15 protein-coding genes are annotated in these 18,792 nt (G+C 56.1%); all 15 read right to left on the bottom strand.

Features of this window, described 5'->3' with window-relative positions:
• Positions 1–95: 95 nt before the first annotated feature.
• Complete coding sequence (locus RHM65_RS06430) at positions 96–875, bottom strand: hypothetical protein (RefSeq protein WP_322184518.1); 780 nt, start codon at positions 873–875, stop codon at positions 96–98.
• Positions 876–1,011: 136 nt separating this feature from the next.
• The gene (locus tag RHM65_RS06425) at positions 1,012–1,707 is read right to left on the bottom strand and encodes a hypothetical protein (RefSeq protein WP_322184517.1); all 696 of its coding nucleotides are present in this window, start codon (positions 1,705–1,707) and stop codon (positions 1,012–1,014) included.
• A gap of 184 nt (positions 1,708–1,891) precedes the next feature.
• The gene (locus RHM65_RS06420) at positions 1,892–2,884 is read right to left on the bottom strand and encodes an IS5 family transposase (protein WP_322165339.1); all 993 of its coding nucleotides are present in this window, start codon (positions 2,882–2,884) and stop codon (positions 1,892–1,894) included.
• A gap of 463 nt (positions 2,885–3,347) precedes the next feature.
• Positions 3,348–5,912 carry a DUF2235 domain-containing protein gene (locus RHM65_RS06415; RefSeq protein ID WP_322184516.1) on the bottom strand — a complete coding sequence of 855 codons (2,565 nt, stop codon included), beginning with the start codon at positions 5,910–5,912 and terminating at the stop codon, positions 3,348–3,350.
• Entirely contained in the window at positions 5,897–6,454 is a 558-nt protein-coding gene (locus tag RHM65_RS06410) for a DUF3304 domain-containing protein (protein ID WP_322184515.1), read from the bottom strand. Before RHM65_RS06410 ends, RHM65_RS06415 begins: the two co-directional genes overlap by 16 nt.
• Positions 6,439–6,996, bottom strand: coding sequence for a DUF3304 domain-containing protein (locus tag RHM65_RS06405; RefSeq protein WP_322184514.1), 558 nt, complete (start codon positions 6,994–6,996; stop codon positions 6,439–6,441). The genes RHM65_RS06410 and RHM65_RS06405 overlap by 16 nt, the downstream gene beginning before the upstream one ends.
• Complete coding sequence (locus RHM65_RS06400) at positions 6,981–7,538, bottom strand: DUF3304 domain-containing protein (protein WP_322184513.1); 558 nt, start codon at positions 7,536–7,538, stop codon at positions 6,981–6,983. Before RHM65_RS06400 ends, RHM65_RS06405 begins: the two co-directional genes overlap by 16 nt.
• Positions 7,523–8,044: a DUF3304 domain-containing protein gene (locus RHM65_RS06395; protein WP_322184512.1), complete on the bottom strand. Its 522-nt coding sequence runs from the start codon at positions 8,042–8,044 to the stop codon at positions 7,523–7,525. Before RHM65_RS06395 ends, RHM65_RS06400 begins: the two co-directional genes overlap by 16 nt.
• Positions 8,041–8,850: a DUF4123 domain-containing protein gene (locus RHM65_RS06390; protein WP_322184511.1), complete on the bottom strand. Its 810-nt coding sequence runs from the start codon at positions 8,848–8,850 to the stop codon at positions 8,041–8,043. Before RHM65_RS06390 ends, RHM65_RS06395 begins: the two co-directional genes overlap by 4 nt.
• An 18-nt stretch (positions 8,851–8,868) precedes the next feature.
• Positions 8,869–10,998 carry a type VI secretion system tip protein TssI/VgrG gene (gene tssI, locus RHM65_RS06385; RefSeq protein ID WP_322184510.1) on the bottom strand — a complete coding sequence of 710 codons (2,130 nt, stop codon included), beginning with the start codon at positions 10,996–10,998 and terminating at the stop codon, positions 8,869–8,871.
• A 489-nt stretch (positions 10,999–11,487) separates the two neighbouring features.
• The gene (locus RHM65_RS06380; protein WP_322184509.1) at positions 11,488–12,369 is read right to left on the bottom strand and encodes a serine/threonine-protein kinase; all 882 of its coding nucleotides are present in this window, start codon (positions 12,367–12,369) and stop codon (positions 11,488–11,490) included.
• Entirely contained in the window at positions 12,366–13,082 is a 717-nt protein-coding gene (locus RHM65_RS06375) for a PP2C family serine/threonine-protein phosphatase (RefSeq protein ID WP_322184508.1), read from the bottom strand. Before RHM65_RS06375 ends, RHM65_RS06380 begins: the two co-directional genes overlap by 4 nt.
• Positions 13,082–16,579, bottom strand: a complete 3,498-nt coding sequence (tssM, locus tag RHM65_RS06370; RefSeq protein ID WP_322184507.1) for a type VI secretion system membrane subunit TssM — start codon at positions 16,577–16,579, stop codon at positions 13,082–13,084. The genes RHM65_RS06375 and tssM overlap by 1 nt, the downstream gene beginning before the upstream one ends.
• The gene (icmH, locus tag RHM65_RS06365; RefSeq protein ID WP_416195099.1) at positions 16,576–17,463 is read right to left on the bottom strand and encodes a type IVB secretion system protein IcmH/DotU; all 888 of its coding nucleotides are present in this window, start codon (positions 17,461–17,463) and stop codon (positions 16,576–16,578) included. The genes tssM and icmH overlap by 4 nt, the downstream gene beginning before the upstream one ends.
• A complete protein-coding gene (gene tssK / locus RHM65_RS06360) occupies positions 17,460–18,791 on the bottom strand; it encodes a type VI secretion system baseplate subunit TssK (RefSeq protein WP_322184505.1) in 1,332 nt (443 codons plus the stop codon). The genes icmH and tssK overlap by 4 nt, the downstream gene beginning before the upstream one ends.
• Between the last annotated feature and the right edge of the window lies 1 nt (position 18,792).

Raw genomic sequence — 18,792 nt, 5'->3', positions numbered from 1 at the left:
CCGATAATCGAAGCCTTCGGCGTGTTTCCATCGATTGAATTAGATGCAAGCTCCTTAGCGCCGAAGCAAAGTTACATTTAGACGTTCCTTTGTACCTACTCAATGCAATTGGGATAAACATTACAATCGCGACCATCCGGCATAATGAAAGACTTAAACTCCTTTCTATTCTCACCGCAATACGCATCACGATCACTGAAGTCTTTTCCTAAACAGCGCTTCCAACCCGCTGGAAACTCAATCCAATTACCGTCAATTGCCGGACTCTCTTTTTTTGCAATCGTAAAGTTTATACTGACGGCTCTACCCACCAGTAAGTCCCGTTCTAAAACACCCCCTGCAAGCTGCTTTAGTACATCGCCCTTATCATCGACGGCCCGGCACTTTAAAAGTTTTATAATGTGGTGCTGCGGCCCGACAGTACGAAACAGCCACTGACACTCGCCGTTGTAGACATTATTAGTTTTATTAGACTGGTCAACAAACGAAAGTCCTGCAACATCATTGCTGACGTCATCAGCACCAGGCCCCCATTTCCCTTGTATATCCAACCTCACACTTCGCAAATACAGCGGGCAGCCGCCGGCTGAGTCGGATAAAGGGATTTCAAATTCCACCGAATGCTCAATATCTTGCATTTCGCTCCTTAATCTTTTTCGCCCGGGTATATAGCTACTCGTTGTTGGGGGCATCACACAGGTCGCGCCGGTAGCGGGTGAGTAATAAACATCCGCAGTTATATTAAAGTTGGCGGGCAGGTTGGTTTTCAATGTAAAGCTTTTTGAACCCATCGTACTGCAGCCGGCTAAGAGTACTACTAGAGGCAAAAACGCTAAAAACGTCATCCCCCTCAAACCTTTACCTTCGATACTCACTCTATGAATCTCCGTAAATAAATATTTTTGCCGTAGAGATTACGTTGCCTCGATGCTCTCCACTTCCCAAAACAGGTCTAAAAGTTCAGACCATCGGCGACTGAAGTTTTCAGATGCCAACCTTTTATTAGTGGAACTACTTTTTTGAAACATTTTTTATTTCCAGTTCAGTACAGCTGGGATATACGGTACAAGTTTTCTCAGACATTCTATAATCTGTAAATTTTGGCGGAGAAATACATAACTCTTCGTTATTACTTCCCCAACGACCAGTACACGGTTTCCAACCAACGGAAGTCTTCATCCAAGACCTGTTGTAATAAGGCGAATCCTCTGCTGCCACCTTGAAAGTTACATTGACTATTGTATTGATTAGGCTATCTCGCTGTAACACTCCACCCGCCGGTTGTTTTAATGCGACACCTTGTTCATCCACAGCGAGACACTTGATGACTTTTATTAAATAGCGATTAGGCCCAGCGGTACGAAAAAACCATTGGCACTCGCCGTTGTATAATTTATTAATTTTATCGGACTGATCAAGAAACGAAAGTCCTGCAATATCGCTGCTTACGTCATCAGCGTCAGGCCCCCACCTTCCTTGTATATCCAACCTCACACTGCGCAATACCAGCGGGCAGCCACCTGCTGAGTCGGATAAAGGGATTTCAAATTCCACCGAATGCTCAATGTCTTGCACTTCGCTCTTTAATCTTTTTCGCCCAGGTATATAGCTACTCGTTGTTGGGGGCATCACACAGGTTGCATTGGTGGCCGGAGAGTAATAAACGTCCGCAGTTACCTTAAAGTCTGCGGGCAGGTTGGTTTTCAATGTGAAGCTTTTTGAACCTGTCGTACTGCAACCGACGAAGAGTACTACTAGGGAAGGTCTGAAATAAGACCTTCTTTTTCTGGCAAATCGGGCGTCAAGCGCTCCGAAAGAAAGTACTTCACTGAAATTTCGAAAATATCGGCTTTTATTGATGAATAAGCCGGTTTTAAGCACTTATTAACCCTTAATTTCCATACTGCGGACGCACCTGTCCTATAGGCTCCATCAAATGTCGGCGCGCCATCCACAGATTCGACAGTGCAAACAGTGTCACCAACTGCGCCGTGTTCTTTACCAACCCGCGAAACCGCACCTTGGTGTAACCAAACTGGCGCTTGATCACCCGAAACGGGTGCTCAACCTTGGCCCGAGTTTGCGATTTGGCGTATTCAATCTTGCGCAACGCACGGCCAATGACGCTTTTTTCTCCATGTTTGCGGCGGCTGCTGGGCCTGGCGGAGATCGACCAGATCATCTCGCGCCCCTCATGTTCAAGCCGCTTTTCTACGCCGGTGTAGCCCGCGTCGCCACAGAGATGGGTCTCTTCGCCGTGCAGCAACTGATCGACTTGAGTGACGTCCGCGACATTGGCTGCCGTGCCCACCACGCTGTGCGTCAGACCCGTATCAGCGTCTACTCCGATGTGCGCTTTCATCCCGAAAAAATATTGATTACCTTTCTTGGTCTGATGCATTTCGGGGTCGCGTTTACCCTCTTTATTCTTGGTCGACGTCGGCGCATGAATGATCGTGGCATCAACAATTGTGCCCTGACGAAGCATCAAACCTCGGTCTCCCAGGTAGCCATTAATGACCTCCAGGATTCCCCCGGCAAGATGGTTTTTCTCCAGCAGGCGACGGAAGTTGAGAATCGTGGTTTCGTCGGGAATGCGTTCCAGATTCAACCCCGCGAACTGGCGCAGAATCGTGGTCTCATAAAGAGACTCTTCCATTGCTGGATCGCTATAGCCGAACCAGTTCTGCATCAGGTGCACACGCAACATGGCCATCAAGGGATACGCCGGGCGGCCCCCTTCGCCTTTTGGATAATGCGGCTCGATCAAAGCGATCAACCCCTTCCAGGGGACGACCTTGTCCATCTCGCTCAGGAAAATCTCACGGCGGGTTCGCTTACGTTTACCGGCGTACTCGGCATCGGCGAAAGAAATTTGCTTCATGGGGGGCAACCGCTCGGCTCATGTGATGGGGGACATTTCACCAGATTTGAAAACCTTTTTCAGAGTTTCCCTAGAGGCAAAAACGCTAAAAACGTCATCCCCCTCAAACTTTTACCTTCGATACTCATTCTATGAATCTCCGTAAATAAATATTTTTGCCGTAGAGATAACGTTGCCTTAATAATCTACTTTCTTAAAACAGGTCTAAAGTTGGGTCCATGGACGACAGATTTTTCCCCATTCCTGTTCAAGCGTGAACGTATCCATCACGAATGAGGCAGGCAGTCGATTAATCCGAGAGGGATACTTAACCCGTAGGTGTCGAGGATGAAAGGCGGATACAGTATCGCCATCAGGTCAAGGCGCGTTCCGCCATACATAGGAGCCAACTTGTTGGCGAGGCGGCGTAACTGAAACACCGCGTTAAGGCCTTCGCCAACACGTTGGCTCCAGAGGGGTGGGGTTATCCGCCCACGGCGCCTTTGATTTGGTCCAGCCAACTGGTTTTCTCTTCGGCGGGCAGGCTGTCGAACAGGTCTTTGGCCATTTCTGCGACCTTCGCCGTTTTTTGGGCTTTGAGCAGGGCTTTAAGCTTAGGCGTGGTGGCGGTTTCGTCGCTGAGGGCTTCAGGCAGCGGCAAGGCCTTGGCCAGTTTCAGCACGTCGCCCGTGTTTTTGGTAAAGGTCCTGAGGGCGCCGACGTCTTGCATCGGCAGGTCGATGTTCGTAACCGGGTCAAAGGCGCGCACTTCCGGCGTGGCCAGCGCGTTGAGCTTGCCGCGAAACGCCGGAATCCCCAGCGACGGAATAATCAGCCCAATCAGGTAGCGCGGGTCGTTGCGCTTGATGCTCAGGCCAACGCTGGCAAGCGCGATGCCGACCCCGATCACCTGCCCGGACCTGGCGATCAGCGATAACGACTTGTTGGATTGATCATCGAAGAACACTGCGCGAAAACGGAAATAGTCGCCGAACACTTCACGCTCATTGAGCATCGCGTTCATGAACCAGGCGCGTGAATCGTGGACTTGCTCGTCAAAAAAATCGGTAAGGGTCTGCGCTTTATCACTGAGGGGTTCAAAACTGCCGGGGGCGTAGAGCTTGTTGAAGGCTATATTGGCCGTTCTGCGCATTTTGACGTATTCCTCGGCTTCGTCCTGATCATTGACCAGGTACACCAACCCACCGAACAGCGTGTTGATCAGCGTGCCACCCGACGTCGCCTCGTTGGAATCGGCGAACGCCCACTTCCCCGTATAGTCACGGCGAAACTCGCTCATCGCCATTTCCAGCTGATTCTGGTCGAGGATGGGTTCAAAGGACTTGTGCGTGTTGAAGGTCATGGGCTGTGAGGCCCCGGTACGCTGTTCGTAGGCCTGCTTGATCGCCAGATGGCTGTCGCGTTTTGCCTGTTTTTGGTCTGACAAGGCCGACGGCTCTGTCCCATTGTGCTGCGCCAGGTTCTCTTCGGACTGTCTGCCGTACAGCGCTTTGAAGGCGTTTTTCTCTTCGTCCGTCATGTCCTTGCCCTGAAGGTGCTGATAAACCGACGTCTCCCGCAGGCGGAAGGACGCGTACCGATTGATTCGCCAGGCAGTGATCAGGGCGGCTTGATGCTCCATGGCATCTTCCAGCGGGCCGGTTTGGTGGGCGTCGAGCCAGGTGTTGAAGCGGTGGGTGAGGGATTCGGAGACTGCGAAGGCCTTGAATGTCGGGTCACTCATCTTCAGCCACGGCCATTTCCCTATCTGATCCAAGCTGAGCGTGTCTGGAGGCGCCTGCAATGGCGCACCCACTGAGTAGGCTTCTGAATACATGTGATGCAGCGGGATTTGCGACAAAACATCCCCAGAACCGGCGAGCGACTTGCCCTGTTCACCTGGCGGATACCCCCCGCCGACGTCAGAGTGCATGCCGGGGTAGAGGTATTCAAAGGTTCCGGCGCGGTAAGTCGAGGGGCAGTTCGGATCGTCAGGGTTGGTTTTTCTCCGGATAGAATCCACCGGGAAGCAATTGCGTTGTTCATGAGCCGCCACCAAGTGCACGCAACGCTCAAGAAACTTCTCTGATTCCGGCAGCCGCATGGTGTCATCCGCCCACCCCATGTGGCCGTCGGCGAACGGCGCGGCATAGGCGATACCGGATGAGGCCACGGTGTCGAACAGCCCCATGAAGGCAATGCTGATGGGGATTCCGGCAAACAAATAACAGGTCTCACCGTCCACCTCGATTTTGGTCAGCGCTTCCAGCCAGTTGGCAAACGCCCGAGCCTCGGCAGCCCCTCGAGAGAAACCGTAGATCCACAGGCGCATGCCGATGATCCTGGGGATCGCACTGCGGGCGTGCAGGTTCTCGATCTTTTTTTGCAGCGCCAGCATCGGCGCTTGCAGCACTTGGCGGCGCAAGGCGTTTCCGTTGCTAAACAGCCCGCTGGTTAATGAAGCGCTCATCTGCTGAACCAGTGCGTAAGCCTCTACGGGCTCTAGACGCTTTTCACCGCAGGCTCTGTGGAGAGTATCCAGCAAGCGGGTGAACGCCCAATCGATCCGATTCTCACCTCCCGCAGCCCCGGTCAAGCCCAGCAATCGCGGCTCGAACTCACCAATTTCCTTGAATTCGGTGCCGACGCCCTGGATGTAGTAACGGTAAAAGCCTTCTTGGTTGTCACGGTTCTTGGCGCCGTTATCTTCACCGCCCAAACTGGCATGGAACAGCCGCGCCACGTTGGTGGTGGTCGGCGGTTGAGCCCGCTTGTCCGAGGGCTCGTGGTTATTGGTGCCGTCAAAACACAGCGTGATGTTCAACACGTCCATGCAAGGCGAGCCCTGGGCGCCATAGCCATAGCCTTTGGCTCTGTTGGCCCGCTCAACCGCATCGGAAAACATAAGTTTGGGGCGATATTGCTTCCGGTAATTGAGCCCGACGTCGTCGGAATTAAGAGGCAGCAAGCCTTCTTTCTTGAACCGTGGCGTAGGTGTTAGCGGCGACGGCTGGGGGCGTTGCGATTTGGAATTCAAGGAGCTGGACATACGGGGGGCACTTCCATTTTGCGCGGGTAGGAAAAGGGGTAGCCGGGCTTACCGGGCAGTTGGGCAACGGCTGCAACGGCGATTTGGTCGCAGGGCAAAAAATGGACGTCAATGACGCCGAGTTCGTCATAGGGCGCGACTTCAACGACGACGCGGTGGCGGGTGTATTCGGCTTCTTGCTCTTCCATTTTTTGATGCCATGCATCAGAAAATCTGGGCACCGCCCATGTGGCGGAGTCAAAGGGGCTTGGATCCTTCTCCCACTCCACCACCACGGTCAGGCCGGGATGCCATTTGCGCGGCATGGACACGCAGCACATCTGGCTGCCGCCACCGCCAAACGGGCCGATGTTCGGACCGCCATTGCCGTTGACGTCGAAATGATTGATCCCCGCCGAGGTGTGGTTGTAACCCTCGATAGGCGCGCCAAGCCGGTCGGGCGGCGCTTTGCTGCACGCTTGCAGGGCGATGCAAGCAAGTACCGCAGCGACTAAAAATACGGGCACGCGACGAACCAAACCGGGGTTCATGAAGCTGGGCATACGGGAGGTACTTCCATTTTGCGGGGATAAGAGAAGGGGTAGCCGGGTTTACCCGGCAGCTCGGCAACGGCTGAGACCGCGATTTGATTGCAAGGCAGGAAGTGAACGTCGATGACGCCGAGTTCCTTGTAAGGCGCCACTTCCACGACGGCGCGGTGGAGGGTGTTATTGGTCTTCTCCTTCTTCATACGAGCGCTCCACGCGTCAGAGAACATAGGTTCGGGCCAATCACCGTAAGCATGCGGCGTCGGATCCTTTTCCCACTCCACCACCACGGTCAGGCCCGGACGCCATTTGCGCGGCATACCTACGCAGCAGGTTTGGCTACCGCCGCCACCAAACGGGCCGATGTTTGGGCCGCCATTGCCGTTGACGGTGAAGTAATTGATCGCCGCCGAGGTGTGGTTGTAACCCTCGATAGGCGCGCCAAGCCGGTCGGGCGGCGCTTTGCTGCACGCTTGCAGGGCGATACCGGCGAGCAGCACAGCGGCCAACATCAGCAATACGCGGCGAGCCGAGCGGAGGTTCAAGAAGCTGGACATACAGAGGGCTCTTCCATTTTGCGCGGGTAGTCATAGGGATGATTTGCGATGCCGGGGTAGGTCTGATCGGCAGAGACCTTTACTTGGTCGCAGGGCAGGAAATGCAGGGTAATCGCGCCCAATCGCTCGTAAGGCGCCACTTCCACGACAGCGCGATGGCGGGTGTATTTGGAGCGGTGTTCTTTCATTCGTACACGCCAAGCGTTGGAGGAAAAGGATTCGGTCCAGTATTGAGACGCGCCGACATTCGGATCCTTCTCCCACTCCACCACCACGGTCAGGCCGGGATACCATTTGCGCGGCATAGACACGCAACACATCTGGCTTCCGCCACCACCAAACGGGCCGATGTTCGGACCGCCGTTGCCGTTGACGTCGAAATGATTGATCGCTGCCGAGGTGTGGTTGTAGCCCTCGATGGGAATGCCCAGTCGGTCGGGCGGCGCTTTGCTGCACGCTTGCAGGGCGATGCAAGCGAGTGCCGCAGCGGCTAAAAACACCGGCACGCGACGAACCAAACCAGGGTTCAAGAAGCTGGACATACGGGAGGCACTTCCATTTTGCGAGGGTAGGGAAAGGGGTAGCCGGGCTTACCGGGCAGTTGGGCAACGGCTGCAACGGCGATTTGGTCGCAGGGCAAAAAATGGACGTCAATGACCCCGAGTTCTTCATAGGGCGCGACCTCCACGACGGCGCGCTGGCGGGTGTATTTGGAGCGGTGTTCTTTCATTCGTACACGCCAAGCGTTGGAGGAAAAGGATTCGGTCCAGTATTGAGACGCGCCGACATTCGGATCCTTCTCCCACTCCACCACCACGGTCAGGCCGGGATGCCATTTGCGCGGCATGGACACGCAGCACATCTGGCTTCCGCCACCACCAAACGGGCCGATGTTCGGACCGCCATTGCCGTTGACGTCGAAATGATTGATCGCCGCCGAGGTGTGGTTGTAACCCTCAATAGGCGCGCCCAGCCGGTCGGGCGGCGCTTTGCTGCAGGCTTGCAGCGCAACGGTTATCAAGGCAAAAGCAACGGGCTGAAAGTTCATGCCAAGCCGCTCGTGGATGAAACGGTCGCGGGCAGGTGCTCGGCGAGCCACTCGACCATGAACGCTCGTCGCTCTTCACCCTCAAGGCGTTGGGAGTTGGCGGCGAGTTGTCCGATGTGGACCTGAGCGATCAGTTGTTCTTTACCCATCGGGTAGCTTTGTTGGATCGGGCCGTGGTTGGCTTCCCATTGCTCGGCTTGTCCTCGGGCATAGATCGATTGCATTTGGCGGTCATCAAGCATCAGCGGCGATGTGGGCTTTGTGTATTCGTAGAGCTTTAGTTGAGCGCCACCGATGATTTGCGCCCGTTGATCACGGTCGATCCAGTGCCAGGTGATGACGGGGGCGTGGAGGTCCCGATTGTCGTCGCCCACGAACAGACCGCTGATGTGTTTGAACAAGCGGGTGTCGTAGTAGCGCAAAACGCCGCTGATGGCACCGTTGTTCCATTGGGCCTGGGTGCAATAACGCAGGTGCTCGGTGAGGGGCTCGAACGGCCAGCGGCTCAAGAGCGCCAGCACCCGAGATTGGCCGTGCAATTGCTTCAGGAGCCCACCGAGCCAGTTCACTTGCTCGGGCTGCGCCCACAGCAGACGGATCAGCACCGGACCTTGTTCGGCGAGGTCATGTTCGGGTGTGCCGTCAAATAACAGCGCCTGCAATGGCCGAGGCTCTAACTCGGCCAGTTGTTTCAGCAGCGGATAATCGAGCCCGGTGGCATCGATCAAGATGTCCAGATGTTCCAGGTCGCTGGCTTTGGCTTGCTCTTGCAAGCTGTTGAGCCAATCGCGTGAGGACAAATTCATGTGATCTCCTTGAGTGGATCAGACGGCGGATGGGAGCGTGCGACCCACTGTGCCTTGGGCTTGGTTTCGGGCGCGGAGCAGGCAGTTCTCACACACCACCGGCTCCGGCAGCACCTCCACCGGTTCTGGCTCGTGTTCCCAGGCAAATTCGGGCAACGACAGCGGCAGCGTCATCAAGCGCCCTGCCGCTTGCGGTTCGCTTTCGCCGGGCAGTTGCGGGGGGTGAATCGCGGGCGGGGTTCCGGGGATGGGCACGCCGCCGAGTACAATCAGGCTGCTGCTGAAGATGCCGGCGGGCGTCAGCACCAAATGCTGGCCACCACAGCTGAGCGTGAGCTGGGCGCCGGCGTCGATCACCACCTGCGCCCCCGCTTGTACTTGAGCGCTTTGTCCTGCTCGAACCACAAAGGTCGTGCCCGCCTGGGTATTGATGCTGCCCGCGACGCTCAGCGAGTCATCGGCGTTGAGCTGGGTTTTGCGCAGCCCGTGGGTGGTGTGGTGTTCTTCGGCGTGAAATTCGCGGTAGGCGTTGGCTTTGACGTGAGTGCGCTGTTCGTTGTCGACCTCAATGGTGTGGTCGTTGAGGGCGTGGGTCATGAAGTCGCGCTGGGCTTGCAGGAAAATGCGCTCTCGGCCTTTGCGGTCCTCAATCTCCAGCACATTGCTGCCACCACCACCGGGGTAGGAGAGCGTCTTGAACACGCTTTGGGTTTTGTTGGCCGGCAGTGGGCTGGGCACGGTATTGACGGTGTTGAACAAGCAACCGGTGACGATGGGTGAGTCGGGGTCTCCTTCGTCGTAGCTGATCTGCACTTCCATGCCGACCCGCGGAATGATCTGGCTGCCGTAGCCTTTGCCGGCCCAACTGCTGGCAACCCGGACCCAGCGGCTGCTCTGCTCGTTGGCCGATCCGGAGCGGTCCCAGCGCAAGCGAACTTTCACCCGGCCATATTCGTCGCAGTAAATCTCTTCGCCCTGGGGGCCGGTGACGGTGGCGGTCTGGCTGACCAGGACCAAGGGTTTAGGGTGTTCAAGGGCCGGGCGAAACGTCACGCGCTCGGGGATGGCCGTAAACGTATTGCGGTAGCCCTGAGTAAAGCCATCGGCAGCCGCTGCGGGGGCTTGGCTGCGAAAGGCTTCCATCACCTGCGGTTGTCGGCCCCGGTGCTTGATGTCCAGCAACAGCCAGGCGGCGTTCCAGTCCGCCACCAAATGGTCTTCGAGGGTGAACACGTGCCCGCTGAGCAGCATCGGTTGGTCGCTGGTGCCTCGCGCCAGACGGGCGTCGACCTGCAAGCGTTCAAGGGCCTTGATCGCCAGCCAACGATTGTGTTCTTGGCTGGTAAAGGGCGCGGGGTAGTCGAAATCTTCCAGCACCTGAAAGCGGGTCCAGGTTTCAGGGTCATAACCTTTGAAGGCCACATCCATGGACTCGTTGGAGGTAACGAAGTCGTACTGACGCCGGGTGACCCGCGACGGTTTGCTCTGCACCCCGACACTGAACGACTTCACCGCCACGGTTTCGGGGTTGAGGCCGTTGTCCGGGGCAAAGGTGATGGGGGTCGGGAAGTGCTTGAAGCCTTTATTGGTGTCCGAGAACACCACGGTGTGGTGGTTTTGGCTGTGTTCGAAGTGAAAGTGGATACCCTCTTCTTCGCACAAGCGCTGGATGAACTGTAAGTCCGACTCTTTGTATTGGGTGCAGTATTCCCGTGGCTCGAACGCCCCCACGACCTCGAGGCGATAACGGTCAGTCAGAATGCCGTGTTCTTTCAAAACCTCGGCGATGATCTCCTTCACCGTCAGGTGTTGAAAGATGCGCTGGTTAGTTCGGTGGCTCAGGTAAAAAAGGGTGGGCATTAACTTGAGGTGGTAATGGGTCATGTTCAGGCGCGTCTCGCCTTGCACGAACTCGTGAATCACCCCATGAACGCCATAATCCTGCCCATCGTCGAAACACAAATAAGCGGATTTATGCAGGTAATCGTCCAGGTCCAGGAAATGGCAGTCGATGACCACGTCAATCTCAAAACAGTAGGGCTGGTTGAGGGATTCCTTTCCGGAGAATTCGAACACCTGCAGGTCGTACCGCGTTGTTTGCTGGGCGACGGTCAGGGTGAATTTTTTCTGAGTGTTTAGAATCGGCATGTACGACCCTCATTGTGTAAGCCAAGAATTCATTGGCGCACATGCTTGCTCAGGTCGACCGCCGTCGTATGTAGGACGTGTCCGCATCCACCTTGGGAAATGTCCTAAACATCGATTAATAAAAAACCGCCGGTGTGAACGCGGCGGTTTTTGAGGGTGATGGGGGGTTATTGGCAAAGCGGCTAACCTGGTTCGACACATAACCCTCTCGCCAACAAGTTGGTATCTACAGGCGGTTGAACGGCATGCCTGTCGGGCCGAGTTTTGGTGTTAGTCCTGTTTTTCGGCGGATTGGCAGTGTAGGAGTGCGCTTGCCCGCGATCGGCTGCGAAGCAGTCGTAAATCAGGTAATTCGGTTTTTGCAGTTGAATCGAGTCAGTCTATTGGGACCGCTTCGCGATCAATCGCGGGCAAGCGCTCCTACAGTTAATAGATGTAATTCAACAAGTTATGTGTTGGCTGAAGCTTCACAGGTGTTTGGTGGTTTTCCTAAAACCAAAACCAGGATTGTGCGGGTGGAGCGGCTTTGAAACTGTCGCGCAACGCCGCTGCGTCAATCTTGCGGTTTTTGGGTTTGAACGCTAAGGCAGTTTGCAGCGCTGGCCAGCAAATTTTGGGGAGGTATTTGGGTTTTTTCAGGTGGCGATTTAGTTTTTTGTCACGGGCCTCTAATGCGTTCAGTCGTTGATAGGGATGCTTGCCGCTGGCCATTTCAAACAGGACACACGCCACGGCATAGACATCGGCGCTCATGGACAACGGTCCGCCTTCGAGCAGCTCCGGCGCGGCGTAAGTGGGTGTCCAGGCCTTGAAGTTTTCGCGGCTCAGTTGCGGCAGCCCTGGCAGCACGTTATCCAGCGTCTGCCCGAGACCGAAATCAAACAGGCGCACACGGTCTTCGGTGAGCATGACGTTGCTGGGCTTGAGGTCGCCGTGCAACACGCCTCGGTCATGGGCGTGGGCCAGTGCGTCCAGCAACTCGATAGCGATATCCCGCAGTTCTATCCAAGGCACGCCAAGCGGCCGCTCGCAGAGCAACCGGTCGAGCGGCAAGCCATGCATCAATTCCATCGTGATGAAGGCACGCTGACAGGCCGAGTCGGTCTCAAAATCGAACACTTGAATGACGCCGGGGTGACGCAGGTGCCGAGTCAAGGCGAACTCGCGATAAAGCAGCGCATTCGCGTCCGGTGTTTCAGCGAATGCGTCGCCGAGGATTTTCACCGCAATATCGCCGCCCGCCGTATCGAACTGCTCATGCAACAAATCTCGCGCCCGATACACCAAGCCCATGCCACCCGCACCCAGCAAACGCTCGATGCGATAACGGCCAGCCAGCACGCCGGGTAAAGGTGGCAAGGCGTCGGTCATTGGCTAATCACTATGGCAGTCAAATTATCCCGGGCGGTGCCACCTAATACGTCAGTGAACAGGGTGTGCATTGACTCAAGGTCCAAGGTTCTAAGCAGCACCTCGTTGTTGAGGCCCTCATAAAAACCGTCGCTGCAGAGCAAAAATACGTCGTCCGGTTGCACCTCCAATTCCACTATTTCCAACTGGAGCTGATCACTGGCACCGATGGCGCGGGTCAGGGACTGGGAATTGGGTTGCAGGCGTGCTTTTTCTGGGCTCATCTTCTGTTCATTGATCAGTTGCTCAAACAGCGAATGGTCGCGGGTCAGTTGATGCAGGTGGTTGTCGCGCAGCAGGTAACATCGGCTGTCGCCCGCCCAGACGCACGCACCGCGCTTACCTTCGATGAGCAGCGCGACGACCGTGCTGCCCATGATCTTGTCTTTGTGCTCCGGGTTGATGGTCAATTCTTGGCTCATGCGCCGGTTAAGCCAGTGCAGGCACTGGCGCATAGCAATCATCCGCTCGTCGAAGCTGCCCGCTTGGGGCAGATCGGCGAGGTGGGTGACGATCAATTGGCTGGCGATGTCGCCGCACTGATGACCGCCCATGCCATCGGCGACCACCCACAACCCGAGCTGTGGACAGTCAAGAAAAGCGTCTTCGTTGCGCGTCCGAACCTTGCCAGCATGGGTGCGGGCCACGCTGCGCCAGGGCTTCAGCTGATTCATCAGAGCTGCGCCGGCAGACGGAAGCTGCGCAGGGCAGCCACATCGAACGGGTTAGGTGAGCGCTGGGCGAGCAACAGGTAGTTAGCGCGCAGGCCACCGACATCGGCTTTGAGAACCATCACGTCGCGGCCTTTCAGGTACTCGGTCTGCATCAAGTCGAGCAGACGGAACAACGACCATGGCCCGGTGTTTTTCTCGATGCCAATGGGACGTCCGACCATTTTTTCCAGCACCAGGCTCGTGCGCCCGTCTTCGGCATCGGTGGGCCAGGTGAAGGACATCGGCACGATGGGGCCGTGGCGGTATTCGAGCTGTTGGTTGCCGAAACGGAATTCGGCGCGGCTCACGGTCGGGTCCAGGGTGTAGGGCTCAAGCTTGAATTGCACCTGTGGTTCGTTCGGGTCATGGGCGAAGAAGCTTTGGCGGATGACTTGCACATGGCCCATTTGCGCCAGGTATAACCGCGACATGGGCAGGCTGCGGCCGTCGATGCTGCGCAACCGGTAGTTGCCCGGTGTGCCGCTGACGAAGGGCCGCATGTAGTTGTCGAAGAAGCGGTCGGCAACACCCTGCGCTTTGAAGAACTCGCGGAAGTCGCTGATGGCAACGTCGCTGGTGCTGTGGGCGTTGAAAGGGTAACGCTGGTGCAGGGCTTTGCTATAGAACTCGTGAAGTTCGCTCTGATAACGCTGATTCAGGTATTGATAGGCATCGCTGAGGACAAGCATCCAGGTGTCTTCGGCCAACACGTCTAGCCAACCACTGATAGGGCGCGGCAAGCGGCTGGTTGCTCCGCGCAAACTGTTCAGCGCATCACGCTGGCCGTTCATGCGCAGCTTGGCCATTTCGTAGGCCGCTTGGTCCGGCTGGCTGGAGCGCGCCAGCGTGGCGACTTGCAGTTGCAAATCGTTAAGCGCTTGTAGTGTCGGCATCAGTTCCGGTGCCGGGCCGTTGTTGGCGTCCAGCAGTTGATGCAACGGTTCGAAACGGCGTTGCATGGATTTCTTCGCCGTGTCTGGCAGGCTCTTGGCGAGTGCGCCTTGTGCCTGGCCGGCTGCCGCAGCGGCGACTTTGCCCAGTGCGCCGAGTTTGCCGCCCGCATCACCGGCCGCATCGGCCAGTTGCTCGACACCTTCAGTGAGATCAGGGAAACGGGTGTTATCACGCACTTCGACCAGCAGTTGCAGTAGAGGCGAATTGGCGGCAATCAGCCCAGCCAGTTGGCTCGCGCCCTCACCCGCGCTGCCGAAGGGTTGCAGGCTGATCTGGCCAATGGCTTCGCCCCAATGGTTGGCGTAGTCGCGGAAATACAGCTGCTCCAATTCGACCATCAAACGGCGCAGGTCCATGCCGCTGATGCCCGCACTTTCACCCAGCACCCAGTTATCACGCAGGATATCGTTCACCAGACTTGCACCTTGGGTGGTGAAGAACTGTTGATAACCGCGTTGGGTGTAGAAGCCCGGAATCAGGTAGTCGGTGCCGCGAAATACTGCGCCCTGCGGACCCAAGTGCTGGCTGACACGGTAATCCGGCAAGCTCTTGGCTTGTTCACGCAGTGACCGATAAACCACAGCGGCTTGAGACTCGGCCTGTAACACCTGACGTGCCTGGGCCACTAAGGCGTCGTTGAGCGGGTAAGTAAATCCGTGGGCAAGCAGGCGACTGAAGTGCTCGCCCAGGCTGTTTTGCACCGAGGTGTTGCCCATGTAGCGCATCGACCAATCGGTGGCGACCCAGTCTTTGAGCCACGTCGAATCGCGGCGCTCGGTAAGGTTGAGCATCAGGTATGCACGCAGGCTGCCTAAGAGTCGCTCGCGGTCGTTCATGTTGGCGCGCACTTGCGCTTCGAGGGTCCGGGCTACGCGGGGCAGCAGTTGTTTTTGCAGTTCGCGTTGGTAAGCGTCATCCAACACCGGGTGGCTGAGCTCACCTTGATACAGCCCGCTGCGTTCGTGCAGTTGCACGTCGCTCAGGGCCGGGAATACACGGCTGGCAGCGTAACCGGTATCCAACACCTGAAGCGCCGCCATGGCGTCGTCTTGCGGCGCCAATTCGACGTGTTGTTTGGTGAGGTTTTGTGCGAACTCGCGCAGTTGTTCCAGGCGACCGTGGTTAGCGGAGAAACCGAGGGCCCAGAGCAGGCCGAACAGCCCCAGTGCTGCGAATGAGGTCACGTACAGCGCACGTTGACCCCAATGGATACGGCGGCGCTCGCGTTTGTTGAGCCCGGCAAGTTCGGCTTCGGGGAAGATTACCCGGCTGAACAAATGGTTGATGAATCGGGCCGACCCGGTAAATAACGACTGTGGTGTAGTGTTTTTTTCTTTGCCGTCAGGGGTTTTAAGCGGCTGAGTGGCGCTGGTCAGATAGAACCCGCGAAGTCGGCTGGCACGCTGGTAGCGATTGCCGCCCAGGGCTTCGTGTACGAAGTCGCACAGGGCTGGACCAAGCACTCCCAACGCATGGGGAAAATCGAGAATGACTGCGCTTCTTTCTGCCGTACGCTCTTGATGCATACGGGTGATTACTTGGCTGTTGAGGCGCTTCAGCAAGGCCTCAAACTCCCCACGCAGCACTTGCCGGTCATTGCCGTTTTGATCATCGGCGAAGGTCGCGCCTAGCACTTGATCGCTTTCGTGCTTCGTCAGTTGATCGAAAAACACCCCAAAACCATCAATGTCGTCAGTTTTGCTGAGTATCAGATACACCGGCAAGTCGACCTTTAGCTGCTGGCGGATATCCTTTAGCCGCTCACGAATTGAACTGGCAATGGCGTTGCGGTTATTCGGCGTCTGGTGGTCACCGATGATCAATAATTGGGCAGGGATTGTTATCACAATGCCGTTGAGTGGCCGGTTGCGTCTTCTGGCACGCAACAGGCCGAGCAGACTTTTCCAAGTGCTTTTATCGACGCTGCTTTCAGACGTTAACGCAGCTCCCCCGGTGTCGATCAGGACACCGTGTTCGCCGAAGTACCACTCATAAAACGTGGGCTCTTGCTTAGCTTTGTCGTCAATATCATTAAGGGGAAATTCTAAACCTGAGCGCTTCAGCAAGCTGCTTTTGCCGCTCTGCTCTGGCCCGATCAGCAGGTACCAAGGCAATTCGGAACGCCAGCGCTCACTACGCCCGCGGTACAGGCTCGCAGTTTTGAGAGTTCTAAGCGCTTTTTTGAACAGCTTGCGCCGGCGCTTTTCTTCACTCTCTATTTCCTGTGCAAGGTCGAGGCGGGCTTTACCATCGTCGCTTTCTTGCGCCTGATTTTTGCGGCGGGTGCTTAGCCAACCACTAAAAACAACGAACAAACCCCACGCCAGAAACAACACACTGATACTCAGCAAGCGATGGCTTGAATCTTCCCAGAATTTGTAATCGTCTACCGCGAGCAGCGGCCCCAGAAACCAAATCGCGAGGGCAGCCAGCAGCACCAGCAATAGCGTCCACACCCAGGTTTTACCGAGGAAGGCTGCCAGTTTTTTAAAGAAAATTTTCATCGTGCATTCCTGTCCTGCAACGGCAGTTGGATCACTGCCGCATCAAGCTGACGGTAAGGTTCAAGAACGGTCTCGCGCTGCTCACTTAACACCCAGGCGAACCCGGAATACATGACGGCCAGACACATCAAGGTAAACAACGCCACCAACCACCAAGGAACGATGCGTACCAGGTTGCGGCGCTTATCCTTGAGGCCGTGCCAATGCGGCGATAACTCTCGCGGAACGTCGCCGCGCAGGTGGCGAATGGTTCGATAAAGGCCGTCGCGGGTGTCCTCCAACTCAGCCTTTTCCTGCGTATTGACGCCGTACTTACCTCGGAACCCTAACGCTAGACATAAGTACATCAGCTCAAGCAGGTGCAGGTGCTTGACTGGGTTGCGGTTGTGGCTGGTTAGTATCTCGAAAAATTTTTCGCCGCCAGAGGTTTGCTGATGCTGCTCAAACAAAAGGGTCTGAGTGGACCAACTGCTATCTTTTCCTGCGTCAGTTTGCAGTACGGCTTCATCAACGAAAGTACACAGAACGTATGAGGCTTCATTGGTCAAATGGCTTTCGGCACCCAGCTTTAACGCTCGTGACTGGTACGCCTGGAGGTTTTCCAACAGCGTTCTATTGAGTTGGTCGAAGTTCGCCTTGCCACCTTCGCGCGTGAACGTCGATATTGCAGCTAGCAGAGGAGCTGCTGCTGCAATCAGCGGATTGATATTGGCACTGTAAGTGTTGATATCCAGATTTTGTGCGGATTGTTTTTGTTGTGCATCCAAGTCTGCGGTCTGTACCGAACTAGGCATGCCTGTTACTGGGTTGGAACCAAGGGGAGCGTTGCTCCCGTCAAACATATTGGTTACATCCGTGGCCATCCCTTCACTTATATCGCTCATTTCTTGATCGCCCAAAAATTCAACTCAAGGTCTGGAATCTCGCTCGACACATGGAATGCAAAGCCGCCGGATCGTCTAAGCTGGGTCAGTTCCTCGGTCGTCAAGTCAACAATGAAATAGGCTTTGTTAGCGTGGAACGCGAGCTGTCGGGGGGCGACGGGCAGCGGTCTGATTTTTATACCCGGCAGGTGCAAATTGACCATGTTGCGGATGGTTTCCACCGAGCCAACCTTTAGTTGTGCAGGCAAACGATTACGCAGTTCTTCCGCGCTGCAATACGCACTCGCCACCAGCACAAAGGAAGACGTGTCGAAATGCGCGTGATCGGCCACCATGGCCACCTGAATTCCATACTCGTGTGGCATGAGCGGAAGCGGCGTCGCATGCTCTTCCAACACCATGGTCATCAAATGTTTGAAAACGTTAGTCAGCGCTTCAAAGCTTTGGCTTAGATCGCTGTGCACATAGCGGAGCGTCTTCGGCGTGCGTCTATCCGTACCGGCAAACGTCGATAACTCGCCCACCACCGCCAGCAGCGTGCGGTAGAGCTCCTCCGGGTGAACGTGTTGCAGTTTTTCGTAATGCTGCAATATCAGCTGCGTGCGGTTCATCATTTGCATCAGCATGAAGTCGCCGACTTCGGAACCACCCGCTTTGCCGCTGGCGCTGAGCCGTTCGGCCAATGCGGCACAACGGGTATCCACCAGAGCGATGGCTTCGTTGAGGCAGCCCGTCAGGTAAGTCGAGGCCTTCGCGTGAAGGACCGTCGGCGCGAAATCACCGTTAAGCGTTACGCCCCCGTCCGCCGTGCAATCCAGAACTTCACACAGTTTGAGTTTCACAAAAATCTGGTCGCTTTGCTGCTCACCGACCAGCAAGCGGAAATCCGGGCGGCCGCATTGCACTTGGCTGGCAATGCCCTCCCCGGCATTCGAATTGGAAATAGGGGCGTCGTATATGGAGTAACGCGCCAGTACGTCTTTGTCTTCGTCCGCCCGGGCTTCGATGTGATTGCCGGTCACTAGGGGCAGCGCCAGGTAAACCGGTGTTCTGCCAACATTGGGTGGCACCTGGATCATCAACGGCTCGACGCGGCCCTCCAGATTGAACAGGCTGCCGTCAGGCAAAATTCCGGTGGCCCGACTGACAACAACCTTGCCTTGTTTTAATGGATCCGCCTCAATCCCCAGATCTAAAAAACCCCACATGTAGCGGCCTAACAACTGCGTGCGGGTCTTCATTTGGTAATCGTAATAGCGGTCATTGTGTTGGAAGTGTTGCGGGCGCAGGAGCATGCCTTCCCGCCAAATGACTTTATGAGCGTTCAAG

The organism is Pseudomonas sp. CCI4.2 (assembly GCF_034350045.1).
Taxonomy (GTDB): domain Bacteria; phylum Pseudomonadota; class Gammaproteobacteria; order Pseudomonadales; family Pseudomonadaceae; genus Aquipseudomonas.
The sequence above is the reverse complement of the archived record's forward strand: the minus strand, read 5'-3'. Positions and strand labels throughout refer to the sequence as shown.